This is a genomic window from Tumebacillus permanentifrigoris (assembly GCF_003148565.1).
Lineage (GTDB): Bacteria > Bacillota > Bacilli > Tumebacillales > Tumebacillaceae > Tumebacillus > Tumebacillus permanentifrigoris.
This window is the reverse complement of sequence record NZ_QGGL01000007.1, coordinates 176,349-194,541: the sequence shown is the minus strand read 5'-3', so window position 1 is coordinate 194,541 and position 18,193 is coordinate 176,349. Positions and strand designations below refer to the sequence as shown.

Annotated in this window: 12 protein-coding genes and 1 riboswitch; of the genes, 9 read left to right on the top strand and 3 right to left on the bottom strand. The window is 55.5% G+C overall.

Features of this window, described 5'->3' with window-relative positions; translation table 11 throughout:
• The first annotated feature begins 3 nt into the window (after positions 1-3).
• On the top strand, positions 4-822 hold the full coding sequence (locus C7459_RS09990; RefSeq protein ID WP_109688804.1) for a hypothetical protein: 819 nt from the start codon (positions 4-6) through the stop codon (positions 820-822).
• A gap of 57 nt (positions 823-879) precedes the next feature.
• Here the strand turns inward: C7459_RS09990 and C7459_RS09985 are convergent, their stop codons facing one another.
• Positions 880-1,515: a response regulator gene (locus tag C7459_RS09985; RefSeq protein ID WP_109688801.1), complete on the bottom strand. Its 636-nt coding sequence runs from the start codon at positions 1,513-1,515 to the stop codon at positions 880-882.
• Positions 1,487-3,313 (bottom strand): GAF domain-containing sensor histidine kinase, encoded by a 1,827-nt coding sequence (locus tag C7459_RS09980; RefSeq protein ID WP_170119396.1) that lies wholly within the window; start codon positions 3,311-3,313, stop codon positions 1,487-1,489. Before C7459_RS09980 ends, C7459_RS09985 begins: the two co-directional genes overlap by 29 nt.
• A 138-nt stretch (positions 3,314-3,451) precedes the next feature.
• Here C7459_RS09980 and C7459_RS09975 point away from each other — a divergent pair, with 138 nt between their 5' ends.
• The 5 genes from C7459_RS09975 (at position 3,452) to C7459_RS09955 (ending at position 11,031) form a co-directional block, all read left to right on the top strand.
• A complete protein-coding gene (locus tag C7459_RS09975; RefSeq protein WP_109688797.1) occupies positions 3,452-4,090 on the top strand; it encodes a nitroreductase family protein in 639 nt (212 codons plus the stop codon).
• A gap of 125 nt (positions 4,091-4,215) precedes the next feature.
• Positions 4,216-5,718: an aldehyde dehydrogenase family protein gene (locus C7459_RS09970; RefSeq protein ID WP_109688795.1), complete on the top strand. Its 1,503-nt coding sequence runs from the start codon at positions 4,216-4,218 to the stop codon at positions 5,716-5,718.
• A gap of 110 nt (positions 5,719-5,828) precedes the next feature.
• Positions 5,829-5,943, top strand: a riboswitch (SAM riboswitch).
• A 101-nt stretch (positions 5,944-6,044) separates the two neighbouring features.
• Positions 6,045-7,964, top strand: coding sequence for a bifunctional homocysteine S-methyltransferase/methylenetetrahydrofolate reductase (locus tag C7459_RS09965; protein ID WP_109688792.1), 1,920 nt, complete (start codon positions 6,045-6,047; stop codon positions 7,962-7,964).
• Positions 7,965-8,038: 74 nt separating this feature from the next.
• Positions 8,039-9,073 (top strand): LLM class flavin-dependent oxidoreductase, encoded by a 1,035-nt coding sequence (locus C7459_RS09960; RefSeq protein WP_109688790.1) that lies wholly within the window; start codon positions 8,039-8,041, stop codon positions 9,071-9,073.
• A 107-nt stretch (positions 9,074-9,180) separates the two neighbouring features.
• Positions 9,181-11,031, top strand: a complete 1,851-nt coding sequence (locus C7459_RS09955; RefSeq protein ID WP_109688788.1) for an LTA synthase family protein — start codon at positions 9,181-9,183, stop codon at positions 11,029-11,031.
• Positions 11,032-11,069: 38 nt separating this feature from the next.
• Here the strand turns inward: C7459_RS09955 and C7459_RS09950 are convergent, their stop codons facing one another.
• A complete protein-coding gene (locus tag C7459_RS09950; protein WP_109688786.1) occupies positions 11,070-16,307 on the bottom strand; it encodes a cadherin-like beta sandwich domain-containing protein in 5,238 nt (1,745 codons plus the stop codon).
• A gap of 327 nt (positions 16,308-16,634) precedes the next feature.
• Here C7459_RS09950 and C7459_RS09945 point away from each other — a divergent pair, with 327 nt between their 5' ends.
• The 3 genes from C7459_RS09945 to C7459_RS09935 are packed head-to-tail and all read left to right on the top strand — an operon-like array spanning position 16,635 to position 18,185.
• The gene (locus tag C7459_RS09945; protein WP_109688784.1) at positions 16,635-17,141 is read left to right on the top strand and encodes a GNAT family N-acetyltransferase; all 507 of its coding nucleotides are present in this window, start codon (positions 16,635-16,637) and stop codon (positions 17,139-17,141) included.
• Positions 17,134-17,640: a phage tail protein gene (locus C7459_RS09940; protein WP_109688782.1), complete on the top strand. Its 507-nt coding sequence runs from the start codon at positions 17,134-17,136 to the stop codon at positions 17,638-17,640. Before C7459_RS09945 ends, C7459_RS09940 begins: the two co-directional genes overlap by 8 nt.
• A gap of 41 nt (positions 17,641-17,681) precedes the next feature.
• The gene (locus tag C7459_RS09935) at positions 17,682-18,185 is read left to right on the top strand and encodes a phage tail protein (protein WP_109688780.1); all 504 of its coding nucleotides are present in this window, start codon (positions 17,682-17,684) and stop codon (positions 18,183-18,185) included.
• Positions 18,186-18,193 lie beyond the last annotated feature (8 nt).

The following is an 18,193-nucleotide window of genomic DNA, read 5'->3' as shown; positions in this document are numbered from 1 at the left end:
CAGATGGGTTCAATGGCAATAGATGGTGACTATTTACTTAGGACACTTAGAGCCATTCGTAATGGGCGGCCTATGTTAGAGTTGGTGCTAGAACGTTATGACGACCGTTGGCTACATGATAATGTGTATCGCGAATTGATGCGCGCTCCAAATCATGAAATTGATAAAGGTCGCTTGCAATCGTATGTAAGCAGTGGGTATATTAAGGTCATCGATGACCGCCAAATACTAGAGATGCTGAAGGAGTGCGCCTCATCGGAAGAGTATGCATGTTCCTGGTATATCAGTAAATTAAAAGAACACACAGCGGCTATCGATTTTGAAACTGACTACGATAGCGGCCACCAAAGTCCTAAACAAGTATATCGAGAATTATTCTATGGGTTTGGCACGTATGAAAAAATACCAGACCTTCTACATGCCCTCCAACAAGCGGAGGATAGAGTCACCGGTGCAAGTATTGGTGAAATCAAGACATGCGTTATGATACAGGCTTTTTACAACATAGGTTGGAGTGAGCTAGAGCTCTTTGCCTCCAACGATAATAGTGCACTGGAACTGGCGTCCGTTTCTGACTATGTAATTCCACAGTGCATCTGTATAATCGGGACTTTTTACTTATTCAAGACACTGGGCTTATCTAAGGTCCAAGCAGAAGTACTCCTCCTACAGCTCGGCGAAACAACCGAGCGTTATGTAACAAATGGCAATGGTTCAGAAAAACGAACCTATCGCGAAATTTTCGACATGATCTATGCGAATAAAATGGTGCTTCGCGCCAATGGCACACTTGAAATTGTAGATATTCAACAATCGGAATAACATGTTGTTAAAATAAAAAGCCCCTTTCGCTCTACGCGAAGGGGCTTTTGTCTTCCATCAAAAAACCACCAGCTTCTCCCGCACCGCATGCATGATCGCCTGCGAACGACTCTTCACCCCGAGCTTCCGGTAGATGTTGCTGATATGCAACTTCACGGTCGTCTCGGAGATGAACAACTGTTCCGCGATCAGCTTGTTGGACAACCCTTGCACGAGCGCTGTCAACACTTCCATCTCGCGAGGCGATAACTTCTCCACCGTCTCCTCGCGCGGTTCGCGGTAGGAGGCCATCAATTTGTCGGTGAGGATCGGGTTGAGCACCGAACCGCCGGTCATCACTTTGCGGATCGCTTCCACCACTTCGGACACAGGGGAGTCTTTTAACAAATACCCCTTCGCGCCGGCGCGGATCGTGCGGAACAGGTACTCCTCGTGGTTGTACATCGTCAGGATCAAGATGCGGATGCTTTCGAACTCGGCGGTCAACTTTTCAACCGCTTCCACACCGCCCATGCCTGGCATGTTGATGTCCATCAACACCACATCCGGCTGCAACTGCCGTACGGCCTCGATCGCTTGTTGTCCATCAGACGCTTCGCCGACCACTTGCAGATCTGACTCACCTTCGAGCAGATTGCGCAATCCATCGCGCAAGATCGTATGATCATCGCATAACAGCACACGAATCGTCATCAGTCTCATCCTCCTCCAGCGAGATTTCCAAAGTGACGAGCGTCCCTTCGCCCGGAGCCGTCACATAATCCAGCATGCCGCCGACACTGTCTGCGATGCTGTGCAGGTTCTCAATCCCAAAACTCTTCCGGTTCGCCGCCTGCAAAATTGCTTGGCCGAAATGAAATCCAACCCCATTGTCCCGCACTTTCACGACCAAGCCGGCGCTATCACACTCCAGAACCACCCACAGGTCGGTTGCACGCGAATGCTTGACCGCGTTCTTCACCGTCTCCGTGCAGATCTCAAAAACCGCCTGTGAAACTTTCGAAGGCAAGTGCTCCGCGTTGCACTTCGACGACAGATGCGTCTGGATGCCGTGGTTCACACGCACTTCGTCCAGATGCGAACGCAACGCGGGGATGAGCCCAACGTGTGTGTAGGGTGCAGGACGCAAGCTATAGATCGAGTGCCGCACGACCGTCGCCGTCTGGCGCACCATGTCCTGCAACTCGGTCAACGAGGACACCATCTCACCGGGTGCGATGCGCTTCAACATCTCCACTTGCAAGATCGCACTGGCGAGGTCCTGTGCCAACCCATCGTGAATCTCGCGAGCGAGACGGTTGCGCTCCTCGAGCAGCAGACGTTTTTCCCGCTCCTCGATATACTGGGCATTGCGCATCGCAACACCCGCGTGCGTGGCAAAAATCGTCATCATCTTGAGGTCATCCTCGCGAAACGAGTAGGATTCCTTTTTGCCAAGCGAGATCACGCCGACCACTTGGCTGTCAGAGTGGATCGGCACGACCAACAGCGAGCGCGTATCCTCCAATGTCTCCATCTGCAACACCCGTGCATCGCGCTCGATATCTTGGATCAGCATCGGCTTGCCAAAGTGAGCGACCAGCCCGATGATGCCAACTTGCATCGGGATGCGCTTGAGCAGGGAGACATCGGACGTGCCGACCACGCGCTTCAAATTGCCGTCCTCTTCCACGAGGTACAGCATCCCATAACTGCCATGCACGAGTTTGCGCGCTTCCTCGATCACATGCGACAACACCGTCGGCAAGTCATTTTGCTGATTGATCGATTGCGAGACGACAAACAGCGTCTCCAGCGAGGAGTTCGCCCGCGTCAAGTTCGTGAATAGGTACACGACAATCGAACCCGCCACCAACGGCAGGAAGAAAAACAGCGTGCCGATGTCGCCCGACCCGGTGTTTTTCGGATTGGTCGCCAACCAGAGCATGAACCCGTCATACACGGTGGCGACCGCCACGGAGATCAACGCGATTTTGGTAAAAGAGACCTCAGGTACGCGACCGTTCACAGTCTTAAAAATATACCACTTAATCAATAGCGTACTAATCGTTGAATACACGAGGCTGGAAAGGAACAGATCGATCAGGTAATAGGTCAGATCTCGGGACTCTCCGATCACCATCGGCAACAGCCACGGGATCAATTGCGTGCCAAGCAACGCCAGCGTCCGCGAGGTGATGTTAAACAGGATCTTGGGCCATGCCTTGCCGCGCATCATATTGATAGAAGTGAGCATCAGCACACTGATCAAGAGGGTAGCTTCGGCGCCCGTGATCAAGTACAGGGCGTAGAGGATCGGATAGGAAAACGCGAGATTGATTTTACCAAGACGAAATGGGAACAATTCTACCAGCACCAAAAGCAACGTCAGCGTGATCACGCTCGACGGATGCCGCCACTGTGCGCTCACCAAGGCATCGATCAGACCGAGTAAACTCAGTCCCGCCAAGGGGAAAAGTGGAAACGAATATCGCGTAATTTGCAGAGGCATAGATCTCCTCCTGTGTCTCAATCTTGCCACAATCTTATCACAGTTAGGCGTTGCAAACATGTTACTTTACAAAAGAAAGTCTCTTTGCTATGATCACAGTAAACCAAAATTGAACAGCTGAAAGGATGACCCATTCCCATGACTCAAAACGTACATACTCAATTGACGCTCGAACAAGCGATGCGCGACCGCCACTCCATTCGTAAGTATGAAACAGGCCACACGATTCCGGAAGCGGAACTGAATGCAATCCTCGAACTGGCGACCACTGCGCCGTCCTCTTGGAACTTGCAACACTGGAAACTGCTCGTCATCACCGACCAAGCGACCAAGGAAAAAATGCTCCCGATCGCTTACGGACAGCAACAAGTCGTCGACTCTTCCGCAGTGATCCTCGTCCTCGGAGACCTTGAAGCGAACAAAAACGCAGATGCCGTCTACAAACCGGCGCTCGAAGGTGGCTTCATGCCCCAAAACGCTTACGACGCCCTGACCGGCCAGATCCAAGCAGCCTACACCGACAACGCACAGGGCGCGCGCGATGAAGCGATCCGCAACAGCTCCTACCTCGCGATGCAACTGATGTTGGCAGCCAAAGCATACGGCTACGACACCTGCCCGATGGGCGGCTTCGACCGTACCAAAGTGGTGGAAGAATTCAACATCCCGGCGCGCTACATCCCGTCCGTGATGCTCACGCTTGGCAAAGCTGCAGCACCGGCACATGCAACGGGGCGCTTCAACCTCGAACAACTCGTGGTTAAAAATACCTTTTAAGCTTTCTTGAGAAAAATGACCTACACTCGTGCGAGTGTAGGTCATTTTTTTACAAACTCCGCCATATCTTCTATCGAGGTACAAACCTGCGAAGGTGTACATAGAGAAGAGGGGGTTTTTCGTCGATGGAAGCGATTTCTCATAAGCTCAACCCACGCACGGTCGATTTTGTAAAGTCCAAGACGGTGAAAAAAATGTTCATCGGAGGTCAATTTGTTGAAGCGGTGTCCAACAAAACCTTCCCCACCTACAACCCCGCCAACAACCAGATCCTCGCGTATGTAGCTGAAGGGGACAAGGAAGACATCGACCGTGCCGTCGCCTGCGCACGCGATGCGTTCGAAACTGGCCCGTGGCAGCGGATGCTTCCGGCGGAACGGGCTCGCCTGATCTACACGCTCGCAGACCTGATCGAGCGCGATGCTGATGTATTCGCGGAGATCGAGTCGCTCGACAACGGCAAGCCGATCTCCGAAGCGAAAGGCTTTGACGTCCCGGCGACCGTCGAGCACTTCCGCTATTACGCAGGCTGGGCGACCAAGATTACAGGTGATGTGCTCCCCGTCAACGTGCCGAACATGCACAACTATGTCCGTCGCGAACCGATCGGGGTCGTCGGACAGATCATCCCGTGGAATTTCCCGCTGTTGATGGCAGCTTGGAAACTGGGCGCAGCGCTGGCGACCGGCTGTACGATCGTCCTGAAACCGGCCGAACAGACGCCGCTCTCGGCGCTCTACCTCGGCAAGCTGATTCAGGAAGCAGGCTTCCCGGCGGGCGTTGTCAACATCGTGACCGGTTTTGGGGAGACGGCGGGCAACGCGCTGGTCACACACCCGGACGTGGACAAAATCGCGTTCACCGGCTCCACGGAAGTAGGCAAGTTGATCATGAGCAACGCAGCGGTTGACCTGAAGCGCGTCTCCTTGGAATTGGGCGGCAAGTCCCCGAACATCATCTTCCCGGATGCGGACTTCAGCCGCGCTGTGCAAGGCTCGATGCAAGCGATCTTCTTCAACCAAGGTCAAGTCTGCTCGGCCGGTTCGCGCCTGTACATCCACAAGAGCCAGTATGACAACGTGCTCTCCGACATGGTGACACACGCCAGCAAAGTCCGCCAAGGTTTTGGGATCGACCCGAAAACCCAGATGGGCCCGCTGGTGTCCGAGGAGCAACTGACCCGCGTCACCAGCTACATCAACAAAGGTCTGGAGCAAGGGGCCAAGATCGCGATCGGAGGCGAGCGTGGCGATGGCGACCTCGCACGCGGCTACTTCGTGCGCCCGACCGTGTTCTACGATGTGCAGGATGAGATGGCGATTGCACAGGAGGAGATCTTTGGCCCGGTCGTGGCGGCGATGCCGTTTGACGACATCGAGGACGTGATCGCCCGTGCCAACCGATCGACGTATGGTCTGGCAGCCGGCGTCTGGACGCAGAACATGAACACGGCCTTCACCGTCGCCAATCGCCTGAAAGCCGGGTCGGTCTGGATCAACTGTTACAACATGTTCGACGCCGCCTCGCCATTTGGTGGCTACAAGCACTCCGGCATCGGCCGGGAGATGGGCGAGTACGCGCTGGAGAACTACACGCAGATCAAGAGCGTGTGGGTCAATTACAACTAAGCGGACAAAAGAGGGGGAGGCCGCCTGCGGCTTTCCCCCTTTTTCGTTGACAGGGATCGACAGACGAGGTATGCTAGATAAGCGAAAGTTCGCAAAATTTCATACTGTAGCTCTTATCCAGAGAGGTGGAGGGACTGGCCCTGCGAAACCTCGGCAACCGGTATCAATCGTGATATCAGGTGCTAATTCCTGCAAGACGCTGTGTAGCGTTTTGGCAGATAAGAGAGGATTTTTTTCCATTGTCATGTACAATGAGCCTCTTCTTGGACGCCTGAGAAGAGGCTCTTTTTATTTTATCGAAGAAAAGCAGAGGGGTGGGAAGTAGAGTGAATCGACAGCATGCTTTTCGAGCGCGACTGCGTTCCGATATCTTGGTTGGGGATGGCGCGATGGCAACGCTTCTGTACTTGCAAGGCAACGCGATCGGGGCATCGACGGAGGAATTGTGCCTGACAGAGCAAGACTGGGTGCGGGATACGCACATCGCGTATCTGGACGCGGGGGCTACCGTCATCGAGACCAACTCCTACGCTGCGAATCGCGAGGCACTGGCCCGCTATGGCTTGGAGACGCGCACCACGCGGATCAACCGCGCCTCCGTACAGATCGCCCGTCAAGCGTTGGAGCAGACGGGTCGTGACGCGTTTGTCGTCGGAAGCATCGGTTCGATTCTGGCCGGTCGCGTTCGTGGCACAGCGTGGGAGGAGTACCGTGATGTCTACGAGGAGCAAGCCGTCGCCCTGTTGCATGAGGGTGTGGACGGAGTGATCCTCGAAACCTTCTACGATGTCGAAGAGCTGTTGCTCGCCCTCGATGTGATCCGCCCGCTGGCTGCCTCCTCGGGGACGCCGATCATCGCACAACTCTCGTTGATCGAAGTCGGGCGCACCCGGGACGGCTACGAACTGACGCAAGCCTTCCGCCAATTGGAGAGTGCAGGCGCAGACGTCGTCGGCCTGAACTGCCGCCTCGGTCCGGCGGAGATCCTCGGCTCGCTGGAACGCACCATCGTGCCAGAGGGTATGCCGATCTCCGTGTATCCGAACGCCGGCCGCCTCGGCATGATCGATGGCAAGGTCCAATACAAATCCAACGCTGCCTACTTCGGTGACTATGCCGGACGCTTGGTCAACCAAGGCGTGAGTCTGCTCGGAGGTTGTTGTGGCACCTCCCCGGAACATATCAAAGCGATTGCCGACTCGGTTGCCGGGAGACGCCGCGTGACGCGGGTGAATCCCGTTTTGGCAGAGCGTGTGGTCCCGGTGGAACGCGAGACGCCGCGCATCGAGATCCCGCCGACCCCGAGCATCGTCGATCTCGTCAAGCAACGCCATACGATCATCGTGGAGTACGATACACCGCGTGACCTCGACATCGAAAAATACATCACAGGCAGCCGTGCGCTCCAAGAAGCGGGTGCCGACGCGATCACCCTCGCCGACAATTCACTGGCGACGACCCGGGTCAGCAACATGGCGCTCGGGGCGATCCTCAAGCGTGAACTTGGCATCGAAGCGATGGCGCACGTCGCCTGTCGCGACCGCAACTTGATCGGGCAGCAGTCGCACTTGCTGGGCTTGCATGCGCTGGGACTCAACCAAGTTCTCGTCATCACGGGCGACCCGGCACGTGTCGGCGACCTGCCAGGGGCGACCTCCGTGTTCGATCTCTCGTCGTTCGATCTGATCCGCATGGTGAAGCAATTAAATGAAGGAATTGCCTTCTCCGGACGACGGATGAAAAACCAAGCGCGATTCGTCGTCGGCGCCGCGTTCAACCCACATGTGCGCAACCTCGAACCGGCGATTGCCCGCTTGGAGCGCAAAGTGGAAGCGGGGGCGGATTTCATCATGACGCAACCGGTCTATGATGTGGAGACGTTGCTGGCGATTCGCGAGGCGACCCGTCACATCCCGATCCCGATCTTCATCGGGGTGATGCCGCTGACAGGTCAGCGCAACGCCGAGTTCCTGCACAACGAGGTGCCAGGGATCAAGATCGCCGAATCGACGCTAGAGCGCATCAAGCGTTTCGAAGGCGAAGCGGCCCGCCACGAAGGTGTGCAGATCGCCAAGGAACTGCTCGATGTGGCCGTGCATCACTTCAACGGCCTGTACCTGATCACGCCGTTCAACTACTATGACATGACGGTCGAACTGACCCGCTACGCCCGCCAGATCACCTCGGCACAGGCGGAGATCGCGGTCGGTCGGGAGCACCAGCACCACGGCAGCGGCTGCTGTTGACTTTTTCTGAATCCAGTATACAATAAACTCATATCGGAATACACGGGTTTACCAACATGGGGAGTGGAGCAGAGATGAAGTACGGGTTTTGGTTGCCGATTTTTGGTGGTTGGTTGCGCAATGTTGACGATGAGCAGATGCCGCCGACGTTCGACTATGCGAAGGACGTCATCCAAGCTGCAGAGAAGTGGGGCTACAGCACCACGCTGATTGCTGAGTTGTACCTCAACGATATCAAGGGCCCGGAGCAGGACGTTCTCGAAGCGTGGACCACTGCGGCAGCTCTGGCGGCGGCCACCGAGAAGATCGAGATCATGACTGCGGTACGACCTGGCTACCACAACCCAGCCGTCTGCGCCAAGATGGCGGCAAACATCGACCAGATCTCCGGCGGACGCTTCACCTTGAACGTCGTCTCCGCGTGGTGGGCCGAAGAAGCGCGCCAGTACGGCGGGCATTTTGCCGAGCATGACGAACGCTATGAGCGCACAGAGGAGTTCGTGCAGGTGCTCAAGGGCTTGTGGACGGAGGAGACCTTCAACTTCCAAGGCCGATACTACAACGTGGAGAACGCCAAACTCTCCCCGAAACCCGTCCAGCGCCCGAATCCGATTCTCTACGCAGGTGGTGAGTCGGAGCGAGGCAAGCAGTTGATCTCCGAACACTGTGACGCGTATGTCATGCACGGCGGCACGGTCGAGGAAATCCGCGTCAAGATCGCCGATATGAAAAAACGTCGCGCGGACGCTGGACACGCGCCGTTTTCCTCCTTTGGGATGGCGGCCTACGTGATCTGTCGCGACACAGAGGAAGAAGCGCAAGCCGAACTTGCGCGCATCACCGATGTCAAAGGCGACCTGAGCGGCTATGCAGGCTTCAAGGACTTCACCAGCAAGTCGCAGTTGGAGCAACAGATCACGCTGCAGGATTACAGCGTCTCCAATCGCGGCCTGCGCCCGACGCTGATCGGCACACCGGAGCAGATCCAAGCGAAAATCCGCGAGTACGAAGCAGCGGGCCTCGACTTGTTGTTGCTGCAATTCTCCCCTCAGTTGGAGGAGATGGAGCGCTTCGCACGTCAGGTTATGCAGATCGAACAAACAGTATGAGGAAAAAGCCCGGCGGGGAGGCCGGGCTTTTTTTTGTGCGCATTCAACACATGTTCGTCATGCATCCTTGTTACACTAGAGAGAAAAACTAGAAGAAGGTATCCAGGATGAAGACTCGTTTCGGGTTGCAGGTTCTGCGAAGTCCTTTTGTTCTCTACACGCTTTTTATGATCCTCAAATCGTTGCATGTTCGACGATGGATGTACGAGGACACGACGTTTTGGGAAGTGCTGGCCGTCGAGTTGAGCGCGTTTTTGATACTGTTTGCGGTGGTGGAACTGACGTGCAGGCGTGGGAAGCGGTTCGTCTATTTCGTGCTGACGTTCCTGCTCTCCACCGTCTATCTCGGGGTGTTGGTGTTTTATCGCCAATTCCACCGCATCCCGATGTTCGAATCGCTGTATCTGTTGGGCGAGGCCGGGTCGGTGCAGGACAGCATCGCGGTTTTGCTCGAACCGAGCGATGTGTTGATGTACCTCGACCTCATCGTCGTCGCCATGCTGGCGCTGATTCGGAAAAATCCGATGCTCAAAACTGAGCAATTCTCCCGCAAAGCGCTGGCTGGTGTGCTGGTGTTGTCGCTGTTTGTTTCTGTTTATAACATCTCTGCAAAGCGCGCGCAGGATGTGCTCGACCCGTCGAAGTTTGCGAAGGACGTGGGCTTGCTCAATGCGGAGGCGTTCCAAGCGATCCAAGAGTCGCGGACCAAGGAGTACGACACGGGGCCGATCACGCAGGAGGCGGTGAACGCGATCAAGGGCATCGTCGATCCGGCCGAGGCCACAAACTTCGGGGTCGCACAGGGGAAGAACTTGATCGTGATCCAACTGGAGTCGTTCCAGAACTTCGTGATTGGCAGGAAAGTCGACGGGCAAGAGATCACGCCGAACCTGAACAAGTTGTTGGGAGAAAGTCAGTACTTTGACCACTTCAACACCATGATCGGGCAGGGCAATACGTCCGATGCGGAGTTCATCACGAACACCTCGCTGTACCCGTTGGAGAGCGGGGCGATGTCGACGATCTACAAGGACAAAGACTTTCCGAGTCTGCCGAAACTGCTGAGTGCCGCGGGGTATGACACGTTCACGATGCATGTGAACGATGTGAGCTTTTACAACCGCAACCGGATGTACCCGAACATGGGATACGACCAATACTATGACAAAAAGTACTTTGGTGAGGAAGACGTCATCAGCATGGGAGCGAGCGACAACGTTTTGTATCGCAAGTCGATCGCGCTGTTGCAAGAGCGACAACAGCGCGGGCAACCCTTCTATGCGAACTATGTCACGCTCTCCAGCCACCATCCGTTCAAGATCCCAGCAGGAGCGGACGGATTGACGCTCTCGGCGGAGTATGCGGGGAAGGATTCGATGCTCGGCGACTATCTGCGTGCAGTGCATTACACCGACGCAGCGCTGGGGACATTTTTCGACGAGCTGAAAGCGAAGGGACTTTGGGACAATACGGTGATCGCGCTGTATGGCGACCACTTTGCGTTTCATGCGGACTCGGTTAGTGGTACGGATTCGATCCTGCTGAATGGACTGCTAGGGCGGATCTATGACATGACGGATATGCTCAACGTTCCGTTGATCGTGCGCGTGCCGGGGATGCCTGGGCAGGTACGACATGGCGTCGGCGGGCAGATCGACACGCTGCCGACACTCAGCAATCTGCTGGGGATCTCGCTGGGCGATCAGATCCATTTCGGGCAAGACCTGCTGAACCAACCCGACAACCTGTTGGGCGAGTTGTTCTACCTGCCGACCGGATCGTTTGTGTCAGATAATGTGCTGTACAATTCCGAGGACCAGCAGACGATCCACCTGCAAACGCACCAGCGTGCAGCGGGGACGGACGCGTATCACGACCCGATGAACAAGGTCATGGAGCTGGAACGCTTGTCCCGCTCGTATATTGAGAAACTGCCATCTTCGACCAAAAAAAGCTGACCTTCGAGAGAAGGTCAGCTTTTTTGCTGTGGCGGGTTTTACGGTTTCCAGATCTCTACGCCGTTCGACAGCAGGTCGTAGGCGTGGAGCAGGGATGCTTCCATGATCGCACGGAAGCCCCAGAAGTCAGGCGATACGTCCGACCATTTTGGGAGACCGCTTACTTGCTGGACGTTGCGATCTAGCAGTTTGTTGATGACGACTACGGTCTCCGCACGCGTGATGGTTTGGTCTGGATGGTACGTGTGATCCGGATAGCCGTTCAAGTAGCCACCGTGTTCAGCTTGGGCGATGAACGGCTGTGCCCAGTGGCCGCCGATGTCGGTGAAGTCCGTATCGAGTGCGGTCGGAAGTTGTTTGAGTCTTGCGATGACGACCGCCATCTCGGCGCGGGTGACGATGTCGTCTGGGTGGAAGGTTCCGTCCGGGTTGCCGACCATGATCTTCAGACCGCAGACTTTCGCGATGGAGCTGTACGCCCAGTGCGAAGCTTGCAGGTCGTGGAAGGACGGTGCGGCTGCGGAGTTCGTGCCATCCGGCAGTGTACGAGAGAGGATGGCGGCGAGTTCTGCGCGGGTGATGTGTTGGTCAGGGCCAAACGTGCCGTCCGAGTAGCCGTAGATGTACGGGTTGTGGACGCCAGAGGAGACGACTTTTGCTTGCATGTTGTAGTTCATTTGCACGGTGGTTTGACCGACGTGGATCAAGCCATTGCGGATGTAGCTCGAATCCCCATGCAACTCCTCGCGGGGGTCGTTGCGGCTGTCAAAGACCACGTAGCCGTCACGTTCCGCGATCGTGTAGTAATCACCATCGGGGAAGACCATCCAGCCGTATTGGCCGCTGTCGGTGGTGATTTGAGGATTGTGGTTCTGATTGGGGGTTAGGCTAGGCAGTTCTGGCAGTGTGACTGCGGTGCCAGGGGTTCTGCCTTTGGCGCGGTTGAGTTCGGTGTCAGCCCAGTAGAGCGTGGTGGTCACACCGGCGATCGGTTGGTGGGTGATCGAGTCACGGACGGTGCCGTAGGGGTCGATCAGCTCCGTTTTGATCGTGGCGCTGCCATCGCTTGCGACGATCAGCGTCGCTTTTTGACCCGCCAGTTTCTCGCCGTTGGGCGCGAGGACGTTGAGCACGAGTTGGTAGTTACCAGCTTGCACGCCGCTCAATTGGAAGGAGTCGTCGATGATCGGGATCACAGGCAGGTTCAGCTTTTGGCCGGTGCTGCTGAGGATCTCGGCGCTCATCTTGACTTGCGAGCCGAGCAACTTCGTCACGTCGTTGAAGCTGGTGCCAGGGGGGGTACCTGGTCCATTGTCTACTTCAATTTTGACAGGTCCGTGGTGGGTCCCGCCACCACCACCGCCGCCTGTACCAGTACCCGGTTCGCGAGAGATCGTGACCGTGTAGGTTTTCGTCGTCCCATCTTGGGCGCTTACTTCGATCTTGATGGGGTTAGCCCCGATGTTGAGCGTCATCTCTCTTGGAGTGCCGCTGGTTATCGCGACTCCGCCGATCTTCACGGTTGCCGTCGAGTCAGACACAGTCGGCGTGATGTTCACGCGGTTGACGGCAGTGGATACGCTTGCTGTGTAGCTCGTGGTGCCAGAGGAGAAGACCGGAGACAGTGCTCCTTGGCTGAGCGTTAGATTGCTCAGGTCGTTGTTGGAAGACGCTGCACGAGTGACCGTGAGGGTGTAGGTCTGTTCCGTCGAGCCATCCTGAGCGGTGACGACCACTATTATGGTGTTCTCGCCGACAGTCAGTGAGATCGGAGCGGAGGCATTCCCACTGGTGACTGGAACCCCGTTTACTTCAATAGTAGCTGTGGAATCAGCAACCGTTGGAGTGACGGTGAGATCGGTGACCGCATTGCCAACACTCGCCGTATAGGTCAGTGTGCCAGAAGCAAAGTCTGGAGACAGCGTGCCTTGGCTCAGGGCCAAGTTGTTGAGATCAGCGTTGCTTGAAGGAGCACGGGTGACCGTGAGGATGTAGGTTTTTTTAGTCGATCCGTCCTGAGCGGTGACGACTACTGAGATGGTGTTCTCGTATACGTTCAGGGAGATTGGAGTAGATGCGTTGCCACTAGTCACTGCAACCCCATTTACTTCAACAGTAGCTGTGGAATCAGCAACCGTTGGAGTGACGGTGAGATCGGTGACCGCATTGCCTACACTTGCCGTATAGGTCAGCGTACCCGAAGCAAAGTCTGGAGACAGCGTGCCTTGGCTGAGTTCCAAGTTGCTGAGATCAGTGTTGCTCGAAGGAGCACGGGTGACCGTGAGGGTGTAGGTCTGTTCCGTAGAGCCATCCTGAGCGGTAACGACCACTTTTATGGTGTTCTCGCCGACAGTCAATGAGATCGGAGCGGAGGCATTTCCACTGGTCACGGCAACCCCGTTTACTTTAACAATAGCAGTGGAATCAGCAACCGTCGGAGTGAGTGTGAGATTCGTGACCGCATTGCCTACGCTAGCCGAATAGGTCAGCGTGCCCGAAGCAAAGTCTGGAGACAGCGTGCCTTGGCTGAGAGCCAAGTTGCTGAGATCAGCGTTGCTCGAAGGAGCGCGGGTGACCGTGAGAGTGTAGGTTTGTTTAGTCGATCCATCCTGAGCGGTGACGACCACCGAGAGGGTGTTCTCGTATACGTTCAGGGAGATCGGAGAAGATGCGTTGCCACTAGTAACTGCAACCCCATTTACTTCAACAGTAGCCGTGGAATCAGCAACCGTCGGAGTGACCGTGAGATTCGTGACCGCATTGCCTACGCTTGCCGTATAGGTCAGCGTGCTCGATACAAAGTCTGGAGACAGCGTGCCTTGGCTGAGAACCAAGTTGCTGAGATCAGCGTTGCTCGAAGGAGCACGGGTGACCGTGAGAGTGTAGGTTTGTTTAGTTGATCCATCCTGAGCGGTGACGACCACCGAGAGGGTGTTCTCGTATACGTTCAGGGAGATCGGAGAAGATGCGTTGCCACTAGTAACTGCAACCCCATTTACTTCAACAGTAGCTGTAGAATCAGCAACGGTCGGAGTGACGGTGAGATTCGTGACCGTATTGCCTACACTTGCCGTATAGGTCGTCGTCTCAGAAGCAAACCCCGGAGACAGCGTGCCTTGACTGATCGTCAAGTTGCTCAAGTTCGCATTCACCGAAGCCGCACGAGTGACCGTAACCGTGTACGATTTCTGCGTCGAACCGTCCTGAGCGGTCACGAGGACCGTAATCGTATTCGACCCCACATTCAGCGGAACAGAGGATGCGCTACCACTCGTGGCCGCACTCCCATTGACCTTCACCGTAGCGGTGGAATCTGCCACGGTCGGCGTGACATCCAAACTAGAAACCGAGTTCCCAACGCTCGCCGTATAGCTCGTCGTCCCAGAAGCAAACCCCGGAGACAGCGTCCCTTGGCTGATCGTCAAGTTGCTCAAGTTCGCATTTACCGAAGCCGCACGAGTGACCGTAACCGTGTACGATTTCTGCGTCGAGCCGTCCTGAGCGGTCACGAGGACCGTAATCGTATTCGACCCCACATTCAGCGGAATAGAGGATGCGCTACCACTCGTGGCCGCACTCCCATTGACCTTCACCGTAGCGGTGGAATCTGCCACGGTCGGCGTGACATCCAAGCTAGAAACCGAGTTCCCAACGCTCGCCGTATAGGTCGTCGTCCCAGAAGCAAACCCCGGAGACAGCGTACCTTGACTGATCGTCAAGTTGCTCAAGTTCGCATTCACCGAAGCCGCACGAGTGACCGTAACCGTGTACGATTTCGTTGTCGAGCCATCCTGCGCGGTCACGAGGACCGTAATCGTATTCGACCCCACATTTAGCGGAATCGCGGATGCGCTACCACTCGTGGCCGCACTCCCATTGACCTTCACCGTAGCGGTGGAATCTGCCACGGTCGGCGTGACAGCCACACTCGACACACCGTTGCCAACGCTTGCTGTATAACTGGTCGTACCCGCAGCAAACGCAGGAGACAGAGTGCCTGCACTCAGTGTCAAACTGCTCAAGTTTGCGTTGGTAGAAGCAACCGCACGGGTCACTGTGACCGTGTACGTTTTCTGTGTCACACCATCTTGGGCTGTCACCACGACCGGAATCGGGTTTGCTCCCGGATTCAAGGAAACCGTAGAGGCATTCCCACTGATCGCAGCAGCCCCATTCACAGTAACGGTTGCGGTCGCATCTGCAATCGTCGGTGTGACCTGTACACTCGTGGTGCCAGAACTCACACTTGCCGTGTAACTGGTTGTGCCAGCCGCAAACACAGGAGACAGCGTTCCCGCACTCAGCGTCAATCCGCTCAGATTGGCATTCGAGCTCATGGCTTGCGTTTGAAGGAAACCAGATGTTCCTACCGTGACCCATTTCCCGCCACCACTTGAGGCGCCGAGCAATGTCGTACCAGCAGAGCTCGAGGTTTCAAGACTCCACGTCACCCCGTCAGTCGAGGAAACAATCGTATCACCAGCACCGACAGCAACGAATTTGTTACCGCCATACGAGACCCCGTACAGCGTCTGAGTAGAAGCCCCAACCGGAAGCGTCCGTGTCGTCCACGCAGACCCATCAGTAGAAGTGAGTAGAATTTTATCCCCCGCCACAACATAAAGGCCGTTTGCAAAAGCGATCCCGTTCAGATCGTTTGCTGTACCGGTCGCTTGATTCGTCCACGATGTGCCGTTGGCTGAGGTAAAAAGCTTCCCGGCTCCACCTGAAGTCAGGAACATGCCGCCCGCATACTTGACCGCGTAAAGCGTAGAGCTGCCAAGAGACGTCGAAGTCCAAGTCACTCCATCCACAGAAGTGACCACCGTGCCATTCGCCCCGACGGCGACAATCTTGCCACCGCCGGACGTAACCCCCCACAGGGTATTACTCGTGGTGGAGGAACGAGACGTCCAGTTCGTACCATCCGTTGAGGTGAAGATCGCTCCTGATTCCCCAACCAACACCCACTGGCTTCCCGTGTAGACGACAGCATAAAACGACGTCCCGCCCACGACGGCTTGCTTCGTCCATGTACTGCCGCCATCGGCCGACTTGGAGAGTTCGGACGCGCTACCGGCTGCGATCCAGAGCCCGTTTCCATAAGCAACGCCGTTGATGTCATTGGTCACACCGGTTGTCTTTGTCGTCCAAGTTCCAGCAGCACCCGCAAGTTCAACAAAAGGCCCGAGCCCGCTGGACACCAAAAGGAGCAAGAAAACGAGAACAGTACTTAGAATATTCGTGAACTTGCGGGTAAAAAGGCGAAATTCCATGATGCACCCCCCTACATACGTGGTAGTAAATCTCGAAGAAGGTAGGAAGCAGGCACCCGGCTGCAATGAAATTGTAAAAGAAATGCCGATTCCCCAAAAACGATGCAAATCCTCCTATCGCCCCCACTAGTGATATTCACGTGCTACTCATAAAACAACCGAAACGTTGCGTGTAACGGAATCATTTTACTTAGACAACATAACCTTCCAATAATAGGTACTCGTACTAAATCTAAATGCTATGAATAAGATAATCATTACAAGGGATGTGATATCTCGATTGTTTTAGAAAGAATTACAAATCCAACCGACCTAACAGAGGGCCACATGTTGAAACTGAACCCAGTTCACACGGACGATGAGAGCTTTTTGTATGAGTTGTACGCCAGCACGCGCAAAATGGAACTCCTCGCATGGGGATGGGACGACGCGATGCAACACCATTTTCTCAACATGCAATGGAACTCACAACGCATGTCCTATGCCGCCCAGTTCCCAGATGGAGATCATCGGCTCGTCCTTTGGGAGCAGCAACCAGCAGGTCGGCTGTTCATTTTTCGGAACAGTCAAGCAATTATTCTCGTTGATATTGCTCTTTTGCCTGAGTTTTGCAACCGGGGAATCGGGGGGATGTTGATCGTTGATTTGCAAACAGAGGCGCGCAACGCTGATCTGCCGTTACGTTTGCAAGTTCAGACCAGCAACCCGGCCCGCCGTCTGTATGCACGACACGGTTTCACGATCACATTTGAGGATGAGTTGTACCTCCAGATGGAGTGGCGTGCCGTTGAAAACGCGTCAGAAAAAGTGGGAGAGGTGACACACAATGAGTGAATCGTATGTGGGTGAGATTCGCATGTTTGCAGGTAATTTTGCGCCAGCGGGCTGGGCGTTTTGTGATGGAAGCTTGATGAGCATCTCGGAAAATGAAGCGCTGTTTGCCTTGCTAGGCACGACGTATGGCGGGGACGGACAAACGACGTTCGCACTGCCGGACCTGCGCGGACGGGTTCCGATTCATGTCAGTTCGTCGTACAGTTTAGGGGCACGAGGCGGGACGGAGACGGTCACCCTGACGTCCAATGAACTACCTGCCCATACGCATGCGGCGAACGCGTCGGCAACACCGGGCGAAGTCGAGAATCCGAGCAACGCCCTGTGGGCGATTGCACCTTCGACCAGCTATTACGGCACGGCCAGCCCAACGCTTGTCCCGATGAATTCCGCTGCCCTGTCGAGCGTGGGTGGCAATCAACCGCATGACAACATGATGCCGACCTTGACGCTCAGCTATATCATTTCGCTCTATGGGATCTACCCGAGCCAGTCGTAAGCACAAGTCTGAAAAAGTAGGTTTTCAAAGGAGGATTCAGAATGTCAGAACCGTTCTTGGGTGAGATCCGTCTGTTTGCCAACAACTTTGCGCCACGGGGCTGGGCCTTTTGTGCAGGACAGATTCTCCCGATCAGTACCCATTCAGCGCTGTTCTCCCTGCTAGGCACCTATTATGGTGGCAATGGGACGACCACGTTTGCGTTGCCAGACCTGCGGGGGCGGGTGCCGATCAGCACCTCGTCAAGCTACCCGCTCGGAGTCGCGGCAGGCGTTGCAAGTCATACGCTGACGAGCACAGAGATTCCGGCACACGTCCATGTGGCCCAAGGCTCCTCGACCGTTCCCTCCCCCAATGTCTCCCCATCCAACGGAGTGTGGGGCGATGCAACGGGACAATTTACGCAATCCACAGCGGCGCTCGCACAGATGAGCCAACAAGCCATTTCTACCGCAGGTGGGTCACAGGCACATCCGAACATGCAGCCCTATCTGGCGCTGAACTATTGCATCGCACTGGAAGGAATCTACCCATCTAGAAACTAAGGAGGCGC

Bases quoted from the DNA above. Each gene is read 5' to 3' on its own strand.
- C7459_RS09970 (WP_109688795.1), top strand. From the start codon at position 4,216: ATGGAAGCGATTTCTCATAAGCTCAACCCACGCACGGTCGATTTTGTA.
- C7459_RS09985 (WP_109688801.1), bottom strand. From the start codon at position 1,515: ATGACGATTCGTGTGCTGTTATGCGATGATCATACGATCTTGCGCGAT.
- C7459_RS09955 (WP_109688788.1), top strand. From the start codon at position 9,181: ATGAAGACTCGTTTCGGGTTGCAGGTTCTGCGAAGTCCTTTTGTTCTC.
- C7459_RS09975 (WP_109688797.1), top strand. From the start codon at position 3,452: ATGACTCAAAACGTACATACTCAATTGACGCTCGAACAAGCGATGCGC.
- C7459_RS09935 (WP_109688780.1), top strand. From the start codon at position 17,682: ATGTCAGAACCGTTCTTGGGTGAGATCCGTCTGTTTGCCAACAACTTT.
- C7459_RS09990 (WP_109688804.1), top strand. From the start codon at position 4: ATGGGTTCAATGGCAATAGATGGTGACTATTTACTTAGGACACTTAGA.
- C7459_RS09980 (WP_170119396.1), bottom strand. From the start codon at position 3,313: ATGCCTCTGCAAATTACGCGATATTCGTTTCCACTTTTCCCCTTGGCG.
- C7459_RS09940 (WP_109688782.1), top strand. From the start codon at position 17,134: ATGAGTGAATCGTATGTGGGTGAGATTCGCATGTTTGCAGGTAATTTT.
- C7459_RS09945 (WP_109688784.1), top strand. From the start codon at position 16,635: ATGTTGAAACTGAACCCAGTTCACACGGACGATGAGAGCTTTTTGTAT.
- C7459_RS09950 (WP_109688786.1), bottom strand. From the start codon at position 16,307: ATGGAATTTCGCCTTTTTACCCGCAAGTTCACGAATATTCTAAGTACT.
- C7459_RS09960 (WP_109688790.1), top strand. From the start codon at position 8,039: ATGAAGTACGGGTTTTGGTTGCCGATTTTTGGTGGTTGGTTGCGCAAT.